The sequence below is a fragment of the Thioclava marina genome, assembly GCF_002020135.1.
Lineage (GTDB): Bacteria > Pseudomonadota > Alphaproteobacteria > Rhodobacterales > Rhodobacteraceae > Thioclava > Thioclava marina.
The window spans coordinates 1,245,004-1,267,546 of the sequence record NZ_MPZS01000001.1; the positions used below are offsets into that span (position 1 = coordinate 1,245,004).

The 22,543-nt window shown below is 64.3% G+C and carries 24 protein-coding genes and 1 tRNA gene; 9 read left to right on the plus strand and 16 right to left on the minus strand.

Annotated elements, in window-relative coordinates:
* The first annotated feature begins 198 nt into the window (after nt 1-198).
* On the plus strand, nt 199-2,019 hold the full coding sequence (locus BMG00_RS05975; protein ID WP_078573649.1) for a M3 family oligoendopeptidase: 1,821 nt from the start codon (nt 199-201) through the stop codon (nt 2,017-2,019).
* A gap of 145 nt (nt 2,020-2,164) precedes the next feature.
* On the opposite strand, the gene BMG00_RS05980 is transcribed toward BMG00_RS05975, so the two are convergent.
* From BMG00_RS05980 to lgt, 5 genes are all read right to left on the minus strand, one after another.
* Nucleotides 2,165-2,905 carry a Hint domain-containing protein gene (locus BMG00_RS05980; protein WP_158521685.1) on the minus strand — a complete coding sequence of 247 codons (741 nt, stop codon included), beginning with the start codon at nt 2,903-2,905 and terminating at the stop codon, nt 2,165-2,167.
* 376 nt (nt 2,906-3,281) lie between these two features.
* Nucleotides 3,282-3,440, minus strand: coding sequence for a hypothetical protein (locus BMG00_RS17590; protein ID WP_158521686.1), 159 nt, complete (start codon nt 3,438-3,440; stop codon nt 3,282-3,284).
* A 234-nt stretch (nt 3,441-3,674) separates the two neighbouring features.
* Nucleotides 3,675-4,436 (minus strand): peptidoglycan editing factor PgeF, encoded by a 762-nt coding sequence (pgeF, locus tag BMG00_RS05985; protein ID WP_078573651.1) that lies wholly within the window; start codon nt 4,434-4,436, stop codon nt 3,675-3,677.
* A 15-nt stretch (nt 4,437-4,451) separates the two neighbouring features.
* The gene (locus tag BMG00_RS05990; protein ID WP_078573652.1) at nt 4,452-5,534 is read right to left on the minus strand and encodes a class I SAM-dependent methyltransferase; all 1,083 of its coding nucleotides are present in this window, start codon (nt 5,532-5,534) and stop codon (nt 4,452-4,454) included.
* A complete protein-coding gene (lgt, locus tag BMG00_RS05995; protein ID WP_425444003.1) occupies nt 5,531-6,433 on the minus strand; it encodes a prolipoprotein diacylglyceryl transferase in 903 nt (300 codons plus the stop codon). Before lgt ends, BMG00_RS05990 begins: the two co-directional genes overlap by 4 nt.
* Nucleotides 6,434-6,559: 126 nt before the next feature.
* On the opposite strand from lgt, the gene BMG00_RS06000 reads away from it, so the two are divergent.
* A complete protein-coding gene (locus BMG00_RS06000; protein ID WP_078574258.1) occupies nt 6,560-6,802 on the plus strand; it encodes an accessory factor UbiK family protein in 243 nt (80 codons plus the stop codon).
* Nucleotides 6,803-7,173: 371 nt separating this feature from the next.
* Here the strand turns inward: BMG00_RS06000 and BMG00_RS06005 are convergent, their stop codons facing one another.
* The 3 genes from BMG00_RS06005 to BMG00_RS06015 form a co-directional block, all read right to left on the minus strand.
* Nucleotides 7,174-8,184 (minus strand): PhoH family protein, encoded by a 1,011-nt coding sequence (locus tag BMG00_RS06005; RefSeq protein WP_078573654.1) that lies wholly within the window; start codon nt 8,182-8,184, stop codon nt 7,174-7,176.
* Between the two features lie 180 nt (nt 8,185-8,364).
* A complete protein-coding gene (locus tag BMG00_RS06010) occupies nt 8,365-8,679 on the minus strand; it encodes a hypothetical protein (RefSeq protein ID WP_078525401.1) in 315 nt (104 codons plus the stop codon).
* A gap of 11 nt (nt 8,680-8,690) precedes the next feature.
* On the minus strand, nt 8,691-9,203 hold the full coding sequence (locus BMG00_RS06015) for an OmpA family protein (RefSeq protein WP_078525402.1): 513 nt from the start codon (nt 9,201-9,203) through the stop codon (nt 8,691-8,693).
* A 555-nt stretch (nt 9,204-9,758) separates the two neighbouring features.
* Here BMG00_RS06015 and BMG00_RS06020 point away from each other — a divergent pair.
* Nucleotides 9,759-10,127 carry a hypothetical protein gene (locus BMG00_RS06020; protein ID WP_078573655.1) on the plus strand — a complete coding sequence of 123 codons (369 nt, stop codon included), beginning with the start codon at nt 9,759-9,761 and terminating at the stop codon, nt 10,125-10,127.
* A 21-nt stretch (nt 10,128-10,148) separates the two neighbouring features.
* Here BMG00_RS06020 and miaB read toward each other — a convergent pair whose 3' ends face one another.
* Nucleotides 10,149-11,471: a tRNA (N6-isopentenyl adenosine(37)-C2)-methylthiotransferase MiaB gene (gene miaB, locus BMG00_RS06025; RefSeq protein WP_078573656.1), complete on the minus strand. Its 1,323-nt coding sequence runs from the start codon at nt 11,469-11,471 to the stop codon at nt 10,149-10,151.
* 153 nt (nt 11,472-11,624) lie between these two features.
* On the opposite strand from miaB, the gene BMG00_RS06030 reads away from it, so the two are divergent.
* The 3 genes from BMG00_RS06030 to hemP all read left to right on the plus strand — a co-directional run bounded on the left by BMG00_RS06030 (nt 11,625) and on the right by hemP (nt 12,970).
* Nucleotides 11,625-12,509 carry a hypothetical protein gene (locus tag BMG00_RS06030; protein ID WP_078573657.1) on the plus strand — a complete coding sequence of 295 codons (885 nt, stop codon included), beginning with the start codon at nt 11,625-11,627 and terminating at the stop codon, nt 12,507-12,509.
* A gap of 147 nt (nt 12,510-12,656) precedes the next feature.
* Nucleotides 12,657-12,824: a hypothetical protein gene (locus BMG00_RS17595; protein ID WP_158521687.1), complete on the plus strand. Its 168-nt coding sequence runs from the start codon at nt 12,657-12,659 to the stop codon at nt 12,822-12,824.
* Nucleotides 12,821-12,970, plus strand: coding sequence for a hemin uptake protein HemP (gene hemP / locus BMG00_RS06035; RefSeq protein WP_078525409.1), 150 nt, complete (start codon nt 12,821-12,823; stop codon nt 12,968-12,970). The genes BMG00_RS17595 and hemP overlap by 4 nt, the downstream gene beginning before the upstream one ends.
* A gap of 149 nt (nt 12,971-13,119) precedes the next feature.
* Here hemP and BMG00_RS06040 read toward each other — a convergent pair.
* Nucleotides 13,120-13,193: transfer RNA gene (locus BMG00_RS06040), tRNA-Gly, on the minus strand.
* A gap of 35 nt (nt 13,194-13,228) precedes the next feature.
* Nucleotides 13,229-13,885 (minus strand): SOS response-associated peptidase, encoded by a 657-nt coding sequence (locus BMG00_RS06045; protein WP_342745839.1) that lies wholly within the window; start codon nt 13,883-13,885, stop codon nt 13,229-13,231.
* Between the two features lie 92 nt (nt 13,886-13,977).
* Between BMG00_RS06045 and BMG00_RS06050 the strand changes: the two genes are divergently transcribed.
* Genes BMG00_RS06050 through arsC form a run of 3 tightly spaced genes read left to right on the plus strand, consistent with a single transcriptional unit; the run spans nt 13,978 to nt 15,694 of the window.
* The gene (locus BMG00_RS06050) at nt 13,978-14,316 is read left to right on the plus strand and encodes a DUF952 domain-containing protein (RefSeq protein WP_078525412.1); all 339 of its coding nucleotides are present in this window, start codon (nt 13,978-13,980) and stop codon (nt 14,314-14,316) included.
* The gene (locus tag BMG00_RS06055; RefSeq protein ID WP_078573659.1) at nt 14,313-15,374 is read left to right on the plus strand and encodes a quinone-dependent dihydroorotate dehydrogenase; all 1,062 of its coding nucleotides are present in this window, start codon (nt 14,313-14,315) and stop codon (nt 15,372-15,374) included. Before BMG00_RS06050 ends, BMG00_RS06055 begins: the two co-directional genes overlap by 4 nt.
* Nucleotides 15,365-15,694 carry an arsenate reductase (glutaredoxin) gene (gene arsC, locus BMG00_RS06060; protein WP_078573660.1) on the plus strand — a complete coding sequence of 110 codons (330 nt, stop codon included), beginning with the start codon at nt 15,365-15,367 and terminating at the stop codon, nt 15,692-15,694. Before BMG00_RS06055 ends, arsC begins: the two co-directional genes overlap by 10 nt.
* Before the next feature lie 129 nt (nt 15,695-15,823).
* Here the strand turns inward: arsC and BMG00_RS06065 are convergent, their stop codons facing one another.
* The 5 genes from BMG00_RS06065 to BMG00_RS06085 form a co-directional block, all read right to left on the minus strand.
* The gene (locus BMG00_RS06065; RefSeq protein WP_078525417.1) at nt 15,824-17,920 is read right to left on the minus strand and encodes a 3'-5' exonuclease; all 2,097 of its coding nucleotides are present in this window, start codon (nt 17,918-17,920) and stop codon (nt 15,824-15,826) included.
* Nucleotides 17,920-18,309 carry a response regulator transcription factor gene (locus BMG00_RS06070; RefSeq protein ID WP_078525418.1) on the minus strand — a complete coding sequence of 130 codons (390 nt, stop codon included), beginning with the start codon at nt 18,307-18,309 and terminating at the stop codon, nt 17,920-17,922. Before BMG00_RS06070 ends, BMG00_RS06065 begins: the two co-directional genes overlap by 1 nt.
* A 4-nt stretch (nt 18,310-18,313) precedes the next feature.
* A complete protein-coding gene (locus tag BMG00_RS06075; protein WP_078525419.1) occupies nt 18,314-18,850 on the minus strand; it encodes a hypothetical protein in 537 nt (178 codons plus the stop codon).
* 9 nt (nt 18,851-18,859) lie between these two features.
* Complete coding sequence (locus tag BMG00_RS06080; RefSeq protein WP_078573661.1) at nt 18,860-20,689, minus strand: DUF294 nucleotidyltransferase-like domain-containing protein; 1,830 nt, start codon at nt 20,687-20,689, stop codon at nt 18,860-18,862.
* 93 nt (nt 20,690-20,782) lie between these two features.
* A complete protein-coding gene (locus BMG00_RS06085; protein WP_078525422.1) occupies nt 20,783-22,522 on the minus strand; it encodes a sodium:solute symporter family protein in 1,740 nt (579 codons plus the stop codon).
* Between the last annotated feature and the right edge of the window lie 21 nt (nt 22,523-22,543).

Sequence of the window (22,543 nt, forward strand, 5' to 3'; positions counted from 1 at the left end):
CTCTTTCCCCATCTCTAGGTCGTGATCACGATGAGGAAAAGCCGATCCCCGATGTTAACGTTCCCAATAGCTTCAGAGAAACGCCATTTGACAGGCATTGCCTAAAATTTGTGCACACCCTTTACACCTGCCCCACCCTTGCCAGTCCCGCCTCGCTGCCCCTATCTGAGTGACAACGCCAAACGTTGAGAGGATAGCATGACCATTTCGCCCCGCCGCCCCGTCTTCGATGCCAATGCAACCGGAGGCGCGTTCGGAGATCTGCCCGAATGGAACCTCAGCGACCTCTACACCGCCCCCGACGCACCCGAGCTGGCGCAAGACATGGAATGGCTGGAAAAGGCCTGCGCCGCCTTTGCCGCCGACTATGAGGGCAAACTCGCCGATCTCGACGCTGCGGGCATGGCAGAGTGCATCGCGCGCTATGAGGCGATCGAAGAGAAGGCAGGTCGCGTGATGTCCTATACGGGGCTGCGCTACTACCAGAACACCGTGGACGCCGGCCGGGTGAAACTGCTGTCGGATGCGCAGGACAAGATCACCACCTACACCACGCCGCTCGTTTTCTTCAGCCTCGAATTTAACCGCATCCCGGACGACAGATACGAGGCCGTCTTCGCCGATCCGAAAGTGTCGCGCTACAAGCCCGTCTTCGACCGGATGCGCGCGATGAAGCCCTACCAGCTCTCCGACGAGCTGGAGAAGTTCCTGCATGATCAATCGGTCGTGGGCGCTGCCGCCTGGAACCGCCTCTTCGACGAGACCACCGCCGCGCTGGAATTCGACGTCGACGGCGAGATGCTCTCGCTGGAAGCCACAACCACGCTTCTCTCCGATCACGACCGCGCCAAGCGCGAAGCGGCCGCCCATGCGCTCGCCAAGGTCTTCGGCGAGAACATCCGCACTTTCTCGCGCATCCACAACACGCTGGCGAAGGAAAAGGAAATCGAGGATCGCTGGCGCAAGATGCCGACGCCCCAGACCGGCCGGCACCTGTCGAACGATGTCGAGCCCGAGGTGGTCGAGGCCCTGCGCAATGCCGTGGTCGCCGCCTATCCGCGCCTGTCGCATCGCTACTACGCGCTGAAAGCGAAATGGCTCGGCCTCGACAAGCTTCAGGTCTGGGACCGCAACGCACCCCTGCCGACCGAGGCGCCGCGCGACATCCAGTGGGACGAGGCGAAGGAAACCGTGCTCGACGCCTATGCGGGCTTCGATCCGCGCATGGCCGAGATCGCCCAGCCCTTCTTCGAGAAAGGCTGGATCGACGCGGGCGTGAAACCGGGCAAGGCGCCGGGTGCCTTCGCCCATCCGACCGTGACCACCGTGCACCCCTACGTGATGCTCAACTACCTGGGCAAACCGCGCGACGTGATGACGCTCGCGCATGAGCTGGGCCACGGCGTCCATCAGGTGCTGGCCGCGAAACAGGGCGAAATGCTCTCCTCGACCCCGCTGACGCTCGCGGAAACCGCGTCGGTCTTCGGCGAGATGCTGACCTTCCGCAAGCTGCTCGCCGCCGCCAAGACCCGCGAAGAACGCAAGACGCTGCTCGCCGGCAAGGTCGAAGACATGATCAACACCGTCGTGCGCCAGATCGCCTTCTACGATTTCGAATGCAAACTGCACGCAGCGCGCGCCCAAGGGGAGCTCACCCCCGAGGATATCAACGCGCTTTGGATGTCAGTGCAGGGCGAAAGCCTCGGCCCGGCCTTCGAGTTCATGGACGGATACGAAACCTTCTGGTCCTACATCCCGCACTTCGTCCACTCGCCCTTCTACGTCTACGCCTATGCCTTCGGCGACGGGTTGGTGAACGCGCTCTACGCCGCCTACGAGGCCCAGCCGAAGGGCTTCCAGGACAAGTATTTCGCGATGCTGGAGGCGGGCGGCTCGATGCACCACAAGCAACTGCTCGCCCCCTTCGACCTCGACGCCTCGGACCCGGCCTTCTGGGACAAGGGCCTGTCGATGATCGAAGGCTTCATCGACGAGCTGGAGGCAATGGAAGAGGCCTGATCGCCCCTTCCTCTTGGCCTAAATATCCCGGGGGTGAGGCGCATCGCGCCGAGGGGGCAGCGCCCCCTCCCCCTCCCGAAAAGCAAACGCCCGCGCCGAGGTCATTGGCACGGGCGTTCTTCATTTTCGGCTGCCCGGACAGGGATCAGATCAGCATTTCCTCGACCTCGAAGCGGGTCAGGCGCGGCGCGCAGAGCGGGCCGAAATCGCGCAACCGTTCGATTTGCGGGAAAAGCGCGGTGAAGAGCTCGGCCATGCGCGGGTCGATCATTCGCTCGATCCCCTCTCCGGGATGATAGCTCTCGATCTCCATGCCGCCGACCTTGAGCGACCCGTGATGCTCAAGCAAGACGTGATAGGCGCTGACCGGCGAGGCCGGCGTGACCTCGATCACGCTGACCCCGTCGACGAAACCCGCGATCGGCGCATAGGCGGTTTCGATCCCCATCCGCGCGCGCAGCCGCGCATCGCGCAGGCAAAGCCGCGCATGTGGGCCAAGCACCAGATCTGGCATCGGACGGCCATGGCCAAAGGCCTCGGCTGTGATACGGATCAGCTTGTGCGCCTCCTCGGCCGAGGCGGGAAAAAGCGTCATCGAGCCGATCCAGGTCACGGTTTCGATACGCTCGTCGGCGGTGATCACCCGCATCCCCGGCACGAGATCCTCGACCGCGACGGGGCCGTCCTCGGTCGCGAGGACCGAGCCGCGCGCGAGCGCCGAGAAGGCTTCCTCGAAGAGCGGAATCGCCGGGGCAATGCGGACTTCCTCCTCGATGTGCCCGGTCGGGCCGAGCCACATCGTGGTATAGCGCCGCGTCATCGCCGAAGCGCGCAGCGTGCGCTTCGGCGAAGGCGGTGTGGCACGCAGAACGCGGGGCGCCTGCATGTCAGTCGCAGTGCGGAGAGAACCTGCCTCCGCGGACCGGTGGGTCATATTCATGCGATCAGCCTTTCGGTCTGGTCACATCTGCTACGGCCCCCACCGGTTGCAGAGAGACAACCCAAAAATGCGCAGCTTGGGGCTCTGCGTCAAATTTTCCGTATTATTGTCCTCGCAGTGGAGCGCAGTCCGCAGGTGGCTTGTCGGAGTGTTTCGGGTGCGCGAACCGGCGGCCGTAATTTCGCCACATTGCAGATTCGAATCACCCGCGCCCCGGGAGCAGACCGAGACGCGGGTGACAGTGGCCGGACTTGGCAGCGTCCGGCCGGGTCTCGCCCCGCGCGCCGGCATGACCAAAAGCGGTGCGCGGACGAGGTTCGGATCAGCGTGCGGCGGAGCGCGTCCGCTGCGGCCGCTCGGCGGCACGACGCTCGGCCAGCGGCTTGCGGTTGGCGCGCGCCCAGGGCATGGGCGTTTCGCAGCGGGCGGCCTCGGCCAGCATCGATTTCATCCAGCGGCGCGTCGGGTTTTTCTGGGTCATTTTTCTGTGCCTCCTCTTGGGACCGGCTAGGTCCGGTTCGCCCCTTATATTACGAGCCAATGGGGCCAGCTTGAGGCGTTGAACATTTTTTTCAGGGGCCTGGCAGCGACCGATTGTGGCGCAGGCGCATTGTTTCAAATCACTGTGAAATCAGGGGCGTTTTACCAGCTTTGCCGCTGGAGCCGTCACAAATGGGGCGTCATTCGGTCCATCGCCCCCGCATTCATGCCCAATTCATAAACGAATCGCCGAGATCAGGCGGCCGTAATCAGCCTCGCCGGCATGGGTCGTGCGGCGGTAGGAATAGAAGCGGTCGGGATCGGCATAAGTGCAATGGCGGATCCATTCCGCCTCCCCCACACCCGCTGCACGCAGACGATCGAGAGAGAAGCTCGGCAGGTCGAAATGCGGCCGACCATTCGGCCCACCCGAGAAGAACCGCGCATAGGCGGGATCCTCGATGATGAAGCGCTCCATGAATTCCTCACCCACCTCGTAGGCATGGACGGAAATGCACGGCCCGATCACCGCGACCGTGTCCTCGCGATGCGCGCCGAGCGCCTCCATCGCGTCGAGCGTGTTCTCGAGAACCCCTTCGAGCGCTCCGCGCCAGCCCGCATGGGCCGCACCGATCACGCCCGCCTTGGCATCGGCAAAGAGAACCGGCTGGCAATCCGCCGTCAGAACGGAGATCGCGACGCCCGGCGTGGCGGTGACGATGGCATCGGCTTCGATGGGCCCGGCGGGCGGACCGGCGAGCGTCGCGACATCGGGGGAATGGATCTGGTGAACGCCAAGCAACGCCTCGGGGGCAATACCAAGCGCATCTGCGGCACGCGCGCGGTTGGTGCGCACCGCCTCGGATTGATCCGACGAACCGGGGCCGCAATTGAGCCCCGAGAAGATACCGGACGACGCCCCTCCGCGTCGGGTGAAAAAACCGTGCCGAACGCCGTTCAGCGCAGGGGAGGTCAGGATTTCGAGCGTAGTCGCCATCGCGTCCTCTCGGGCTCAGGGTCGGGCAGGATCGAAACCGGGCGGCAAGGCCGCACCCGGCGCAACGATCGCCAGAGACTGGAACAGGTGACCCATTTCCTCGGGGTGGGTCAAGCGGCGATGCGCGGCGATATGGGCATCGAGCGCAGCACCGTCCAAGCTTTGAGCAAGCATCTGCGCACGCGCCGTGATCCCGAGCCGTTCGAGTAGAACGCCCTGTGCCGTCATGGCAGAGACCTCAGCGCCAGCCGCGCGCGCAGCCAGGGCGAGCGGCTCGAAATCGACATGGGCCGTCAGGTCCGCTTCACCGGGCGCCTCGAAGGGATCGACGGGCTGATGCGCCTTGAGCGCCTGGAAGGTGTCGCCAAGGCTGTGCCAGTTCCCGTAGTCGATCAGCAGCGCCGCTCCGCCCTGTGCAGCGATCCGGGCCGCCAGCGTTTCGGTGAAACTCCGCGCGGGTGCGCAGGTTTCGACCACGTCACAGGGCTTGGTATCCATGATACGCGGCTCCAGCGCCTCGAGCCGCACGGGGGGCGCGAGACCGGGGGCCAGCGATCCATCAGGGGCAAGCCCCACCTGACGCTCGGCCCAGCCCTTTTCGACCCGCTGGAATTGCCGGATCGGCAGCGCGTCGAGGAATTCGTTGGCGACGAAGAAGAGCGGCGCCTCGGGCAGCGTGTCGATACTGTCATGCCAGGTGACCGCATGCCCCTCCAGTCGCGCGCGCTGGATCTCGCGCAGAGTGGACGAGGCTTCGATCAGGTGGACCTGCGCGGCCTCGACCATCCCCGGCACCGAGCGCATCGCGCGCAGCATGTCGGCCATCAGCGTGCCCCGCCCCGGCCCGGCCTCGGCCAGCAGGAACGGTGCAGGCCGACCCTGATCGAGCCAAGCCTGCGCCAGACACAGCCCCAGCATCTCTCCGAACATTTGCGAGATCTCGGGGGCGGTGATGAAATCGCCCTTGCCTCCGAACGGGTCGCGCGTCGCGTAGTAGCCATGCTCGGGATGGAGCAGGCAGGCCCCCATATAGCGGTCGAGCCGCATCGGCCCTTCGGCGACGATCTGCGCCGCGAGTATCCGGCCCAGCGGCGTCACGAGGCTTTCGGCGCGCGCAACGCGCGGATCACGAAATACAGCCCCACCGCGATCATCGGCAGCGAGAGCACCTGCCCCATCGTAAGCCCCAGCCCGTCGGTAAAGCGGATCACATGACCGTAGGGATTGTCGAGGCTGACGAATTGCACATCGCCTTGGCGGAACAGCTCGACGAAGGCACGCGCGGCCCCATAGCCCGTAAGGAAGATCCCGAGGCTGAGCCCCGGGCGTTTGAGGGACCGGGCAAAGCGCACCAGCCCCCAAAGGATCAGGCCCAACAGCAGTCCTTCCAGCCCCGCCTCGTAAAGCTGCGAGGGGTGGCGGGCACAAGTGCCGTCCACCTGCCCAGCGATACCCAGACAGGTCTGCGCCACCTCGCCGGGGAAGATCACGCCCCAGGGCACATCCGTCGGACGCCCCCACAACTCGGGCTTGATGAAATTCGCGATACGGCCAAGAAACAGCCCGATCGGCACGACCAGCGCCATCGCGTCGGCCAGCTGCAGTTTCGGGATCGAATGGCGCCGCGCGAACCACCATCCCGCAACCAGCGTGCCGAGGAAACCGCCATGGAAGGACATGCCCCCTTCCCAGACCTTGAAGATGTCGAGTGGATGCGAGAGATACCAACTTGCATCATAGAACAGCACGAAGCCGATCCGTCCGCCCAGCACCACACCGAGGATCACCGCCGTCAGGAGATCCTCGACCTTGCTCGCCTCCATCGGCGCGCGGTCGCCGGGCCAGAGACCCGGGCGCTTCATCAAGCCTACGATGATCCGCCAACCCGCCACGAGCCCCGCGATATAAGCCAGCGCATACCAGCGGATCGGCAGGCCAAGTCCGGGAATGGTGAAGGCAACCGAGTCGAATTGCGGGAAGGGAATGGCAAGGGGCAGCACGCTTGTCTCCTGTCATGGGCCGCGGCGAGAAAGCCCTGCGCGCGTCGGGAAGTCAACCTTGCCACCGCCGCGCACACAGCCCATATAAACGGGGAACCTTTTTTTGACCGTGAGGGGATGGACATGCAGCCGCCCAACAAGATTTTCGACGAGATGTCCAAGCTTATGACCAACGCGATGGGCGTTGCTCAGGGCGCGAAGGACGAGGCCGAAACGGCGATGAAGAGCTGGATGGACCGCTGGCTCGCCGATCGCAACCTCGTGACCCGCGAGGAGTTCGACGCGGTGCGCGCGATGGCCCAGAAGGCGCGCGAGGAAAACGAGGCGCTTAAGGCGCGGATCGAGGCGCTCGAAGGCAAGAAATAGGGCTGATTGCGGTCCTGTCGGAATTGGAAACGCCCGGTCGTGAGGACCGGGCGTTTTCCGTTTTGTTGATGGCACAGGGCGACGAGCCCCGGTGCCGCGCCCGACCCTCCAGCCGGGAGGGCGCGTTGGCGATGGCGTCGCGGGTTCAAGCGACCTGCGGGCTTTTGAGATAAAGTGTAGACCACTGAGGTCGCAGAGCGCCCACCCGAGGCTCGGGCGCGTCCCTCAGTTAGACGTCCCGCCGTAGCTCATAACGAAACCAGACCTTCTCCCCACAGCTCGGGCAGGTAATTTCCAGTCTTGGCGAGGAACGAGAGTGTCTCTCGCCCCGGCACGCAGGCAGGAGCGAGAGGAAAAGCCGTCAGAAGGCGTTACTCGCCTTCGGCCTTGTCGTAGGCGTCAATGATCTTCGCGACCATCGGGTGCCGCACCACGTCCTTGGCGGTGAAGTAGTTGAAGCTGATCCCCTCGACATGGCCGAGGATGCGTTCGGCATCGGCGAGTCCCGAGGGCATGCCGCGCGGCAGGTCGACCTGCGAGCGGTCGCCAGTGATCACCATGCGCGAGCCTTGGCCCAGACGTGTGAGGAACATCTTCATCTGCATCGTCGTCGCGTTCTGCGCCTCATCGAGCACCACGAAGGCGTTCGACAATGTGCGGCCCCGCATGAAGGCAAGGGGCGCGATCTCGATGCGCTTTTCCTCCATCAGCTTCGCGAGCTGCTTGGCGGGCAAGAAATCATTCAGCGCGTCATAGAGAGGCTGCATGTAGGGATCGACCTTCTCCTTCATGTCGCCGGGCAGGAAGCCCAGACGCTCGCCCGCCTCCACGGCCGGACGCGAGAGGATGATCTTGTCGACATGGCCGCCCACCAGCATCGTCACGCCCACGGCGACAGCGAGATAGGTCTTGCCGGTCCCCGCCGGGCCGATCCCGAAGGCCAGCTCGTTCTCGAAGAGGTGTTTGACATAGGCCTTCTGCGCCTCGGTGCGCGGCTCGACCTGCTTCTTGCGGGTGCGGATCTCGTATTTGCCGGCCTCGAACATCTCGAGCTGTTCGTCCATCGACGTGCCAGCCCCGCCCAGATCGGCCATGCGCAGCGCGGCATCCACCTCTTCCGCGTCGATCGATTTGCCCTGTTCGAGACGCTGATAGAGCTGATGGAGAACCGAAGCCGCCTGAAGCTGCGCCTCTTGCCCTCCGACCACGGCCAACTGGTTGCCGCGTCGCAGGATATGCACCTGGAGCTTGTGCTCTATCTGGGCCAGGTTGCGGTCAAATTCACCGCACAGGTCGATCAACAGCCGGTTGTCGGGGAACTCAAGAAGCGACTCGTGAGCATCCTGAGTGCGGGGCGGGGGTGTGATCGCGCTGAAGCCCAAAAACAGTGTCTCCCTAGCTGGTATGGTAAAGATATGGTGCCTCCGACCGGAGATTCACGCAAGCACTGGTTTCGTGAGCCTCGGGCAACCGGGTCCAGATTTCATCAAACCGAAACAAAAAGGCCCGCGCGGCAATGCGCGCGAGCCTTTTGCACAAATTTTGTGCAACTCGGTTTTCGATCAGAGCGGATCTTCGACAGTCGAGCCGGATTTGAAAGGGCCCACGACAGTATTGGCGGGCCCTGCGCCCGAACAGATCGGGCGTCCGTAATCATCGACTCGGGCGGTCAGGTAGCCCTCGACGCCATCGTCGATAATCCAGTGATCGCAGCCCTCGGGGTCGATCCAGACCCCGGCCTTGAGCTGGCTGAGATGCTTTGCGTCGACGCCCCGGTCGATGGATTTGTCCGGTCCGACATCGCCCATGTCGAGCGCGGCGCAGCCCGAGATCGAAAGCGCAGCCGCAGCCAGCGTCAGGTATTTCAGAATTGCCATGTCCCCAGCCCTCACTTCACGCAGATGATCTCGACCCGACGGTTCTGGGCCATACCCACTGCCGTCTTGTTGGTCGCACGCGGCATCCGCTCGCCATACCAGTTCACCGCCAGAACCGACGCACCGACGGATTTGGCCACCGAGGCGACCGCCTCGGCCCGACGCTTGGACAGCCGCATGTTATATTCGTCCGAAGCGCGACTGTCGGTATGGCCGGTAATGATGAAGGCCCGGGCCTGCGCGCTGGTGAAAAACTTGCGCAGGTATTCCCGGCCCGAAGCCGAGATCCCGGAACGGTTGGTCGCGAAGAGCTGATCGGTGGGGACGATGCCGCAGACATTGCGGTGACAGACCGGACGACCGTCGCGGGTCTTGCGTGCATCCATGTACCCTTCGGCGCCGTCATCCATGACCCAATGCTCGCAGCCGTCGGGATCAATCCAGATCGTCGGTTTGTAGGTCTCAGGGGCTGCGCCTTTCTGTTGCGCGGCGACCGGCAGCGGCGCCGTTGCGAGAGCGATCATGGCCACCCCCAACACCCCTGCAAAACGAGTTACAAAGGAAGAAAATATCATATCCGCCAGCGTCCCTTGCTCCGAGGGCTTGCTCGGCAAAATTCGCGCCGCCGGCCCTGCATTGTTAACTCTTGCCATTGTAACGAAAATTTGTGGGTTAGAAAGGAACAATCTCCACATATTGTGGCCTACACGGCGCGAAGCGCGAGACTCGGGCCAGATGCCTCAAGGACGCGCTGATCCTTGTCTTGCACCTGCACGATACGCACCTCCGTCCGCGAATCGCGCACTCTCTTGGGCGCCACAGTCCGAGCTGCGGAAATCCGGGTGTGAAATATGGCAAGAACTCGCCCCAAACGGGAATACTGTAGCAATCAGAAAAACATCTCGGATTTTTGATCCAGATTGTCCCCCAGAGAGGCGTAAATGCCGACAAAGTCTCGCCAAAATACGAAAAATGACAGAAGAATAGCGCGGGTCGACGCCGGCTTAGTAGGGATGGCGGGCGTCGGGATCATTTTCGCTGCCCGAAACAAGGGCTGCCCGACCAGGAGTGTCTCTGAGATGAAGTTCTTTGCAATCACCGCTTCCGTGCTGCTGTCCGGCATGGTGCTCGCCGACAGCGCACAGGCCGGCTCGAGCTGCTATACCGGCCCGGTCGGACGCGAGCGCGCCAACAACGTCACCACCTGCGGCCCGGTCCGCAAGCAACCCATTCATATCGACTGCTTCCGTGGCCCCTGGCGCGAGACGATCTGGGATCATCCGCAGGGCAGCTTCGTCAACGACCTGGTGAAATTCGGCTACGATTACGGCGACGCGATGGGGATCGCGACCAACATCTGCAGGGACATCAACCTCGTGGGCGATGAAGAAGGACTGCGTCGCGCGCTGATGCAGGCAATCGCCGCCGACCCGCCGGGCTCGAAGTAAGACTGACGCCGCGCGGCGGGCTCAGACGAGCTCGCCGGCGAGCGAATTGGGGGCCGATGCGGTGATCCGCACCCGGGCCAGAACGCCCGGAGCCAGCCCCTCGCCGGTCACATGGACGGCCTGTAGGTAGTCGGATTTGCCGACCCACTGGCCCTCCAGCCGACCGGGCTTTTCGAAAAGCACTCCGACCTCACGCCCGACCATCGAGTTCTGGCAGGCACGTTGCTGCGCGGTCAGCAGCGCCTGCACCTCTTGCAGCCGCGCATCGGCGATCTCGGACGGCACCGCGCCCTTTGCACCGGCTGCCGGCGTGCCCGGGCGGGGCGAGTATTTGAACGAATAGGCCATCCCGTAATTGACCTCGCGGATCAGCGCCATCGTGTCGGCGAAGTCCTGATCGCTCTCGCCCGGGAAGCCCACGATGAAATCGCCCGAGATGACCATATCGGGACGCGCGGCGCGGATGCGTTCAATCAGACGGATATATTCCTCGGCGGTGTGCTTGCGGTTCATCGCCTTGAGGATCTTGTCCGAGCCCGATTGCACCGGCAGGTGCAGATAGGGCATCAGCTTCGGCTCGTCGCCATGCGCCGCGATCAGGTCGTCTTCCATGTCGTTCGGGTGCGAGGTGGTGTAGCGGATGCGCTCCAACCCGTCGATCTTGGCCAGCGCGCGGGCGAGCCGTGCCAGCGACCAGTCGCCCCCCTCACCCTCGCCATGATAGGCGTTGACGTTCTGACCGAGCAGCGTGATCTCGCGAACGCCCTTTTCCACCAGAGCCCGCGCCTCGCGCAGGATCTTCTCGGCCGGGCGCGACACCTCGGCGCCTCGGGTATAGGGCACGACACAGAAGGCGCAGAACTTGTCGCAGCCCTCCTGCACCGTCAGGAAGGCGGTCGGACGCGCCTGCACGGGCCGCGCGGGCAGGTGGTCGAACTTGTCCTCGGCAGGAAATTCGGTCTCCACGGGGCGCGCCCCATTGCCTGCACGCGCCACCAATTCGGGCAGCTTGTGATAGCTTTGCGAGCCCACCACCAGATCAACCAGATCCGAGCGGCGCAGGATCTCGTCGCCCTCGGCCTGTGCGACACAACCCGCCACGCCGATCTTCAGATCGGGCTTGGCCTCCTTGAAGGGACGCAGCCGGCCCAGATCCGAATAGACCTTCTCGGCGGCCTTCTCGCGGATATGGCACGTGTTGAGCAGCACCATGTCGGCCGCCGCCACATCGTCGGTCAGCTCATAGCCTTGGGCCCCCATCGCCTCGGCCATGCGTTCGCTGTCATAGACGTTCATCTGACAGCCATAGGTCTTGATGTGCAGCTTCTTCGGAGCGTCGCTCATGGCATCCTCGCGCGTTTGCCTTGAGCGGGCCTGATACAGCCAAAAGACCCTTTGCCGCAAGGCCGCCCGGAGCGACCGGCCGTAAACGCTTGATTTCACGCGGGGCTTGCCCGATCCTGCCGCGAAAGACCCCGCGAAAGGGCCGGATCGGGCATGAAACACACCTCACTCACAGAGTTTCTCACTCACCATCGCGCCGTCTTCGCGAAGGGTCCGGTCGGCGTCATTCTCGCCGAGGATGGTGTCGAACTCGAAGGCACGATCCGCCACCATCTCAATCTCGGCTTTCCGGTGCTTCTGGTGATCGGGCGCGCGGCGATGGAGCTGGACGAAGGCCTCATTGCCGAGCCCCCCGCGAAGATCCATTGCATCGATTTCAATCTCGCGCGGCGCGATGCGGCGCCGATGGCTCTCAACCCGATCATCTCGGCGCTGCCCGAGGGCACTTGGGCCTATTACTGCTTCAACGCGGAATACCTGTTCTACCCGTTCTGCGAGACGCGTTCGGTAGGCGAGTTGCTGACCTTCCATACCGAAGAACGCCGCTCGGCGATGCTGAGCTATGTGATCGACCTCTATGCAGGCAATCTCGAGACCCATCCCGGCGGTGTTGATGTCGACGGAGCGATGTTCGACCGGGCGGGCTATTACGCGCTCGCGCGTCCCGATCCGGACAATCACGGCCACCCCAAGGAACGGCAGCTCGATTTCTTCGGCGGACTGCGCTGGCGCTTCGAGGAGCACGTCCCCATGCTTCGCCGCAAGATCGACCGGATCGCGCTGTTTCGGGCCAAGCGTGGGCTGGTCCTGCGCAGTGACCACACGTTCAACGACGAGGAATACAACACCTTTGCCTGTCCCTGGCACCACAACCTGACCTGCGCGATCGCCTCATTCCGGGTCGCAAAGGCGCTGAAATTCAATCCCGGCTCTACCTATGACGTCCGGAGCTTCACCTGGGTAAACTCGGCGCGGTTCGACTGGTCGAGCCAGCAATTGATGGACCTGGGACTGATGGAGCCCGGTCAGTGGTTTTGACCATCTGCCGCTTTGTGCATCGGCGCAGAACCACCTGCGCAAAACCCGACTGAAAGAATCAACTTTACAAATCCGATCATTTCACTCAGGTTATCCGCACCAGCCAGTCGATCCCCGACGAGCCCGCTGCAATAAAGGAGACCGGAGATGAAACGCGCCCCCATTCCCGGCCCCCGTTTCGGGGCCGACCCTTATCACGAGACCGAACCGCCGTTGAGCCTGCGCGACATCGTCGATGCGCTGTGCTGCGGTCTGACCCCTGCCCCGAGCGCGCTCGAAGCCGCGCTCGACCGCATCGAGGGGGCCCGCAGATGAGCATCAACGAGCAATTCACCTCTGCCCTGCCCGTGCATGACGCGCTGGCGCTCACCGGTCAGGGCAATCTCGCCCATATCGTGCTGGCCGGGCAGGTCTACACCTTGCGCATCACCAAGGCCGGCAAGCTGATCCTGACGAAATAAGATCGTGGCGCGCATCCCACGTCCCAAACTCCGCGCGCCCGTCACGAGAAACCGCCCGGGAAGTCCCCTCGGGCGGTTTCTTCATACCTGCTACTGCGCGACAGCCATGTGGCGGTTGCGCGGATGATCCGGCGATGTCTCGGGAAGAGTGGAGCGGGTGATGGGAATCGAACCCACGTCTTCAGCTTGGAAGGCTGCGGCTCTACCATTGAGCTACACCCGCACTCCGGCCCCTCTTAGCCGCCCGCGCAGCACCATTCAAGCACGATCGGCAAGCGGCGCGCGCAAACCCGGCCCCGAGGCCCGGTTCGAATTCACCTGCGCGCCCACCCGCCAGGCCTGCAAGATGCCCTCCGGCCGCGGCTTCATCAGAAGGGCGGCGCCGCGCCCTTCCTCGCCCAGCCATTTCGCCCAGTCCTCCTTTTCGAGAACCAGCGGCTCGCGGTGATGGATCGGCGCGAGCGCCGGTCCCGCCTCGACCGTGACGATGGCGCAGGTGGTCAGCAATTCACCACCCCGCTCCCAGTTCTGCCAGAGCCCGCCGAAGACCAGGGGCTCGCCATCGCGGCGCGAGACATAAAAGGGCAGTTTCGCCTCGCCCTCACGGTGCCATTCGTAAAAGCCATCGGCCGGGATCAGGCAGCGCCGCGCGCGGATCGCCTCGCGGAAGGCCGGTTTCTCCGCGACCGTCTCGGAACGCGCATTGATCAGAAGCGGCCCATCGGCCGGGCTTTCATACCAAGTCGGCACGAACCCCCAGCGCATCGCGCGCAACTGTCGCTGCCCCTCGGTCGAGATGCAGACCGGCAGGCTCTCGGTCGGGCAGATGTTGAACCGCTCACCATCCGGCACGTCATTGCCCGGCACGGCCTTGAAAAGCCGCGCCATCGCATCGACGGGAAGGGTATTGGCCATGCGTCCGCACATGGGCCAAGCCTACCCCGCCCAAAGTCCCGCTTGAAGCCCCGCGCTTGACCGGGCGCCCCCTTTTCGGGCAAGGGAAAGCGATGCTGATCTACAAGATTTTCCGCCGCCCCGAATGGGATGCGTTTCGCGAGGCCGGGCACACGCTCGGCGCGCCCGTGGATCTGGCCGATGGCTATATCCATTTCTCCACCGCCGAGCAGGTCGTCGAGACCGCCGCGAAACATTTCGCGGGCGAATCCGATCTGGTGCTGGTCGCCTTCGAGCCTGACGCGATGGGCGCGCAACTGAAATGGGAGCCCTCGCGCGGCAACCAGCTTTTCCCACATCTCTATCGCCCGCTGCAAATGACCGAGGTGGTCTGGGATCATGCCCTGCCGCTTGGGGCCGCAGGCCATATCTTCCCGAAGGAAATGTCGTGACCTCCCTCATCGAGCGCGCCGGGCTCGCGGCGCTGCATTGCATCGACCCGGAAACCGGGCATGGCCTGTCGCTGCGCGCGCTGCGCATGGGACTGGTGCCGCTGCCCGGGCCCGTTACCTCGACGCGGCTGAAAACCGATCTCGCGGGACTGTCCCTGCTCAACCCGGTCGGCCTCGCTGCGGGCTTCGACAAGAACGCGGAGGCCGTCCCGCAACTGATGCGCGCGGGGTTCGGCTTCATCGAGGTGGGCGCCGCCACGCCGCGCGCACAAGAAGGCAACCCGCGCCCGCGCCTCTGGCGCCTGCCCGCCGACCGCGCCGCGATCAACCGCTTCGGTTTCAACAATCAGGGCATGGGGCCGATCACCGCGCGCCTCGCGCAGCGCCCCCAAGGCATCCCCGTCGGCCTCAATCTCGGGGCCAACAAGGACGCGGCCGATCGCGCGAAGGATTTCGCCACCGTGCTGGCCCATGCCGGACCGCATCTCGATTTCGCGACCGTCAACGTCTCCTCGCCCAATACCGAGAAGCTGCGCGACCTTCAGGGCAAAGCCGCACTTTCGGCCCTGCTCGCGGGCGTGATCGAGACCCGCGACGGTCTTGCGAAGCAGATCCCGGTCTTCCTGAAGATCGCCCCCGATCTGAGCCACGAGGAACTGGCCGAGATCGCCGAGGTGGCGCTGGAGAGCGGTATCGACGGGATCATCGCAACCAATACGACGCTCTCGCGCGACGGCCTCACCTCGCCCAACCCCTCGGATCAGGGCGGGCTTTCGGGCGCGCCGCTCTTCGAGAAATCGACCCGCGTGCTCGCGCAGCTCTCGAAGCTGACCGACGGCAGACTGCCCCTGATCGGCGTCGGCGGTGTCGGCTCTGCCGAACAGGCCTACGAGAAAATCCGCGCGGGCGCTTCGGCCGTGCAGCTTTATACGGCCATGGTCTTCTCGGGCCTTTCCCTCGCCGCCGAGATCGCGCGTGGCCTGGATGCCCTGCTGGAACGCGATGGGTTCGCCAGCGTAGCGGAGGCGGTCGGAACCGGGAGGGACACATGGCTCTGACGATCTGGCACAATCCCCGCTGCTCCAAATCGCGCCAGACACTCGCGTTGCTGCAAGAGCGCGGGCTCGACCCGGTGATCCGCGATTACCAGAAAGACCCGCCCACCATGGCGGAATTGCAGGACGCGATGATGAAGCTCGACCAGCCCGCGTCCGCCCTGATGCGCTGGAAGGATAGCGACCTTCCGAAAGACTCGGGCGAGAACGAGATCCTCTCGGCCCTCGCGGCCAATCCCAAACTGATCGAACGCCCGCTGGTCCTGACCGACACCGCCGCGCGGATCGGCCGCCCGCCCGAAGCGGTTCTGGAAATTCTCTGACAGCAGGGGCGCTGCCCCTCTTCGGCTACGCCGAATTCACCCCGAGATATTTTCATCAAGAAGAAGAAAAACGCGGCTTCTTCTTGATCCAAATATCTCGGAGGGCCCGAAGGGCGGGGGCAGCGCCCCCTAGTCGTTCAGATCCTTGATCAGACGTCCGTGCTTGCGCAGCTCGGCGACCAACTCGCCAAATGTTTTCAGACCGCGCGCCTGAAGTGCAGGCATCATCTTGAGGAAAGCATCCGCCGTGGCCACCGTGTCGCCGATCGCGGTGTGGCGCGCCTCTTCGGGAATGGTGATTCCGAGCCGGTGGGTAAGCGCGTCGAGCGTGTGGGTCTCGGACTGCCCGAACACCACCGCCGAGAGCAGCACCGTGTCGAGGATCGGATGTTCGAAGCGCTCACCGATCACAGTTTCCTTGCGATGCAGGAATTCCATGTCGAAAGGCGCGTTATGGGCGATCAGCACCGCCCCTTCGGCAAATTTATGGAAACGCCGCCCCACCTCGGCGATATCGGGCGCGCCCTGCACCATCGCGTTCGAGATCCCGTGCACCTCGGTCGAGCCGGGCGGGATCGGGCGTTTGGGATCGACGAGCGTATCGAAGACTTCGGTGTCGATCCGCCGTCCGTTGACGATACGCACGGCGGCGATCTGCACGATCTCGTCACCCTCGGTGGGCAAGAGCCCCGTCGTCTCTGTGTCGAAGACGACATAGGTCAGATCGATCAGCGGCGTGTCGGCGATCTCGGCCACGCGCTCGCGAGAGAGCAGGTCGAAATCGTAGACGACCGCGCGCGGCACCGGCTTCGGGCGCCTGGTGACATGGCGCGCCTCGCGCAGCGGCAGGCAGAGGCGCGCTCGGCTGTCGCCCAACTTCTCGGGCCAGATTTCGGCGGCGTGGGTCGTCAGCACGCGGTGGCCGGTGACATCCTCGAGCCCGACATCGAGCGGCTGGTCGAGCCAGCTTTCCAGCTCGGCGATCGGCACGGGCGCGCCTTCCCATTCCAGCGCGATCAGCGCGCCGGGTCCATCCTCGGTGATCTCGAGACGGAAATTGTGGCGCCCCTTGAGATTGCGCACGAGACCTGCAAGCAGCGCCACCATCTCGAACCCCTCGCAGCGCAGCATCAGCGCGGCGGTGACGGGCAGGATAGAGCCCCCCTCGGCCTCGACCCGCGCCGCCACGGCCTGCCCCAGATCGGAGGCACGGATCATCGCGAGCGGCCACCAATCGGCGCGGTTCGCCTCGTGGCGCTCGAAGAATTCGTGGATCGCGGCAGAGAGATGCGTGGCCTCGGAATTGGCGGCCTCGCGGACGCGGTCGCGCTCGGGCCCCGGCGCGGGGCCGTCATCGGCGGTGAGCACCCCGATCAGCGATTGTAGCGCGGCGGCGGGGCGGCGGATGCGATCGAATAGTTCGTCCATCAGCTGCTCGCGCTGCGCATGGGACGCCATGTCGCCCGACACATCGCGCAGGGTCAGCACATAGCCTGGGCGCGTGGCCAGATGATGATCCTCGCCTTCCGAGAGAAGCCGCATCCGGGCGGCGAGCACCCGTCCTTCGGCCTTGGTCGAGCAGAGCAGGTCCGAAGCCGCATCCGGGTCTTCGGTTGCCAGAAGCCGGTCATAGGCATGGGCAATGGGTGGCTGGTTGAGATAATCGAAGACGCGGCGGTCGAGTCCCGGCGCATGGGCCGAGCCCAGCAGTTCCACCGCCTGCCCGTTATAGAAGGCCAGTTGGTGATCGGAAGTGCAGAGCAGCACGCCCACGGGCACATCTGACAGAAGCGCCTCGAGCCGTTCCTTTTCCTGCGCGAGCCGGGTTGTCTCGCGCTGCACGGCCTCGGTCAGGGCGTTGCGGGTTTCCGACAAATGGCGGGTGACGGAGGCTGCGGCGGGGGCCAGATCACCCAGGTAGCGCGCGATATCCTCGTCCATCTCGCCTTCGATCTCGGCGGTGGTGCGCGCCCGTAACATGCCCGACAGTCGCTCGATCGGCTTGGCGACGTTTTCATCGAAGAGGAACCAGACCCAGACGATCAACCCGAGGATCACGAAACCGGCGACCGCACCGCCGATCACCATCGCATCGAGTGCCTGCGCATCGCCGATCCGGATGAACCCGAACCACAGCCCCGCCACGAGCGCCGCCAGATTGCCGATCGCCAGCGCGGCGAAGAAGAGGAACACCCGGGTGCGAAGGGAGAGCCGGGCGAGATCCATCAGGCCGTCTCCCCGTCGAGAATGCGATGTACCTCCTCGCGCAACTCGCGCAGCTCGAAGGGTTTGGCGATGAAACCGTCGGCCCCGAGCGCGAGGCCCTTGCGGCGCTCCATCGCGGAGCCGCGCGCAGTCATCATCAGGATCTTCACATCGCCGAGGCCCTTATCGGCGCGGACCTCCTGGCAGATCTCGTAGCCCGAGACCTCGGGCAGCATCACATCGAGCAGCACCAGATCGGGGCGGGTCTCGCGGATGCGCTCCAGCGCGCCGCGCCCGGTGTCGATCCGGTCATGCTCGTAGCCCTCGCGGCTCATCAGGTAGTCGAGCGCGATGGCGATATTGTCCTCATCCTCGACGATCAGGACGCGATGTTTCCTCCCCCCCGACATTCCTTCATCCTCCTGCACAGACCGCCGTCAGACCCGGATCTTCCGCCGGCAGCTTCAACCAACCGCCCCCGGTGAGCTCTCCCTGATCGGAAAGCTCCGCGCCGTTCACCAGATCGGCGCGGCTGCCGGTTGCGCAATCGTAGACCGTGGGCACCGTCATCAGCGGCTGCCAGCGCCCGATCAGAAGAAGGTCGGTCTCGACCAGCTCGGGCTTGTCGGCGACGGGGCGCGTTATCTTGGCCGCATCGATCGCCATGAAGCGTGTGACCATCGGCACCAGGTAGGTCCAGGGACGCCATGGCACGCTTTCATCGACTTCCTGAAGCACGACGACCGTGTCGGGCATGCCCCCGCGCACCGTCGGATACCAGCCGTATTCGTTCCAGATCGTGTAACCGATGAGCGCCACGCCGATCGCCAGCGGCATCACCACCTTGGGCAGTTTCTCGCCGCGGAACTTCTTGCTCAGTTGATTGAGCAGGAAGACCACGAGGGCGGCGAGCGCCCCGGCTGCCATGGTCGAGATGAAGTCGTTCGTCATGAGGTCTCCTTAGCTGACCGGGCCCTTGCCGTGCCCGGCTGCCGATTGCATCGTGCGCACCACGACGAAGGCATCGCGCAGATGCGAGCGCTCGAAGTCCGACAGGTCGGAGGGTGCGAGGTAATTGTCTGGTTTGCGCCCGGAGCGCGCGAGATGTGCCTGGTTCTCGAGCCGCATCGAGGCGATCAAGTCATAGGCTTCGATCAGATCGCGCGCGCCCGAATGCGAGAGTACGCCCGCATGTTCGGCCTCGACGAGTCGCGCGCGGGTGTTCACTTCGGGCAGGCGGGCGCGCAGCGCATAGATGCGCGCGAGATCGGTGACCGGCACCACGCCGTTATGCTTCATGTCGATATGGTTGCGATGCTCGCCCGAGCGGATCGTGGCGAAGCCGCGGATCAGACCGAGCGGCGGTGTGTGCTTGAGTGAATTGGCGATCATGTGGGCCACGAAGATCGAGTTCTTCGCGGCTTTCGCCAGCGTGTCTTCCTGCAATTGCTGGAACAGCGCGACGCCCGTGCCACCGATCGCGCGCAGGTCGAACATCACCGAGGCAAGCATCTGCGCCTCGGGGTTGGGCGTGTTGATCCAGCCGTCGAAATATTCGCGCCAGACCCGCACGGGCTGACACCAGCGCGGGTTGGTGGCCATCATGTCACCCGGGCAATAGACATAGCCGCAAGCATCCAGCCCGTCGGAGACGATCTTCGCGAGCTGGCGGAAATAGACCATGTCCTCCTCGGTCACCGCGTCATCGAGGATGAGGCAATTGTCCTGATCCGAGACGCCGGTCTGCTCCTGGCGCCCCTGCGATCCGCAGGCCAGCCAGAGGTAGGGAACCGGCGCCGGGCCCAATTCGGCCTCGGCCAGCGCCAGCAATCGGCGGGTCACCGCATCGGCGATATCCGTGATCAGTCGCGTGACCACCTCATGCGCGTGGTGCCCCCCCACGAGCTGCACCAGAAGCTGCGGGATCTGCGCCGTCACGGCGGCCATCTCGGCCACCGTCTTCGCGCCAGCCACATCGCGGATCAGCACCGCCGAACTCACCGCCTGGAAACGCGTCAGATCCGTCTGGGTGATCATGCCCACGAAGCGACCGTGATCGGTGATCGGCAGGTGACCGATCCGCTTCTCGAGCATGATATGAAGCAGGTCCGAACCCAGCCCCTCTGGCGTAAGCGAGATCGGATCGGGGGTCATCACCGCGCGCACCGGCGTGTCGAAGGCCATCTCGTCGGCAAGCACCTTGCTGGACAGGTCGCGCACCGTGACGATCCCTTCGAGCTGACCTTCCACGCCGGTCACGCCGAGCGAGGAGACCTGTGCATCACGCATCTTGCGCGCGGCTTCGGCCACGGTTGTCTCGGGAGTGCAGGCGACGGGGTCATGGGCCAGAAGATCCGCGATCTTCATCGTCGCGATCGAATCCGTCCGTGTTTCGCCGCCGCGCACGCGGTTGAAAAAGCGCGCGAAGGCGGGCTCGTTTTGGGACAGTTCGCGAAATTCATCGGCCGGAAGCTCGAGCAGCACCGTATCGGAGGTCACCCGCGCCGTGGTCGCGGCAAGCCCGTCACGCATCAGACCGCGTTCACCGAAGGTATTCCGGGGCCCCAGGATCGAGACCAGCGCCCCGTTCTGGTCGGTGACTTCAACCGAACCTTTCTTGATCAGGTAGATGCCCTTGAGGGGTTCACGGTAGGCGTAGACGACATCGCCCTCGGAGAATTCCCTGCGGCGGAAGGAACTGGCGACATGCTCCAGCTCGTTGCGCGGCAGGTTGTCGTAAGGGTGGACGCCTTCGAGAAATGCGAGGATCGGGGTCAGATCGGCGGCCATGATCTTGTCCTTTGGGTGGTGGCGGCGCCCCGAGGGGCGCCTGCCGATCGTTCAGAGGTCGGGACGAGGATAGCCCCCGTCCCGAGCCGTGTCTCAGTGGTCGACTGCCGCACCGGCGCCCTTGGGCACACGGATCGACTCGACGAGCTCCTGGATGTCTTCCGGGGTCTCCTTGGTCGCGTTCGACACCACGAAGGCCGTGATGAAGTTGAGGATCGCGCCGATCACGCCGAACGAGGTCGACTTGATCGAGAGGATCATCGGAGCGCTGTCCGAGAAGGACGCGGTCGACGCCACGAAGAACCAGCCCTTGTGCAGGAAGATGTAGACCAGCGTGGTCACGAGACCCACGAGCATCCCTGCCACGGCGCCGGTGTTGTTAATCTTCTTCGAGAAGATCCCCATCATCAGAGCCGGGAAAATCGACGAAGCGGCGAGGCCGAAGGCAAGTGCCACGGTCTGCGCGGCGAAGCCGGGCGGGTTCAGACCCAGGTAGGTCGCGATCGCGATCGCCACGGCCATCGAGATACGGGCGGCCAGAAGCTCGCCTTTTTCCGAGATGTTCGGGTTGATCTGCGACTTGATCAGGTCATGCGACACAGCCGACGAAATCGCCATCAGCAGGCCTGCCGCGGTCGAGAGCGCGGCGGCGAGACCACCGGCGGCGACCAGAGCGATCACCCAACCCGGCAGGTTGGCGATCTCGGGGTTGGCAAGCGTGATGATGTCGCGGTTCACGGTCAGTTCGTTGCTGTCGCCTGCACTGTATTCGATGCGGCCGTCAGCGTTTTTGTCGTCGAACGTCAGAAGACCGGTCTTCGCCCAGTTGCGAACCCAGGCGAGGTTCTGGTCGTTCTCGATCGCGGTCATTTCCACGGCCGGCTGGTCGACGCCGTTCGGGTAGAAGGTCTTGACCAGGTTCAGACGCGCCATCGCACCCACGGCCGGAGCGGTGAGGTAGAGAAGCGCGATGAACACCAGTGCCCAACCAGCGGACGAACGTGCATCGGCCACACGCGGAACGGTGAAGAAGCGCACGATGACGTGGGGCAGACCGGCGGTACCGATCATCAGCGTCATGGTGAACAGGAACATGTTCAGCGTGGTGTCATGCTGCCCGGTATAGGACTTGAAGCCCAGCGCCTCGACGGTGTCGTTGAGCGTCGACAGGATCGGCGCACCGGAGCTGGTGTCGTTCGAGAACAGGCCCAGACCCGGGATCGGGTTGCCGGTCAGCTGCAGCGAGATGAAGATCGCCGGGATGGTGTAGGCGATGATGAGAACCACATACTGCGCAACCTGCGTGTAGGTGATGCCCTTCATGCCGCCCAGAACGGCATACATGAACACGATCGCCGCACCGATGAAGAGGCCGGTGGTGTTCGACACTTCGAGGAAGCGCGAGAACGCCACGCCCACACCGGTCATCTGGCCGATAACGTAGGTGATCGACGCGATGATGAGGCAGATAACCGCCACGGTCCGCGCGGTCTGCGAGTAGAAACGGTCGCCGATGAATTCCGGCACGGTGAACTTGCCGAACTTGCGCAGGTAGGGCGCAAGCAGCATGGCCAGCAGCACGTAACCACCGGTCCAGCCCATCAGGTAGGCCGAGGTGTCGTAGCCGCCGAAGGCGATGATACCGGCCATCGAGATGAACGAGGCGGCCGACATCCAGTCAGCGCCCGTGGCCATCCCGTTGACGATGGGGTGAACGCCGCGACCGGCGGCGTAGAATTCCGACGTGGAACCCGCACGGGCCCAGATCGCAATGCCGATGTAGAGCACGAAGGTCGCGCCCACCACCAGCAAGTTGAGGGTAAACTGATCCATGTCCCTCTAGTCCTCCCTGAA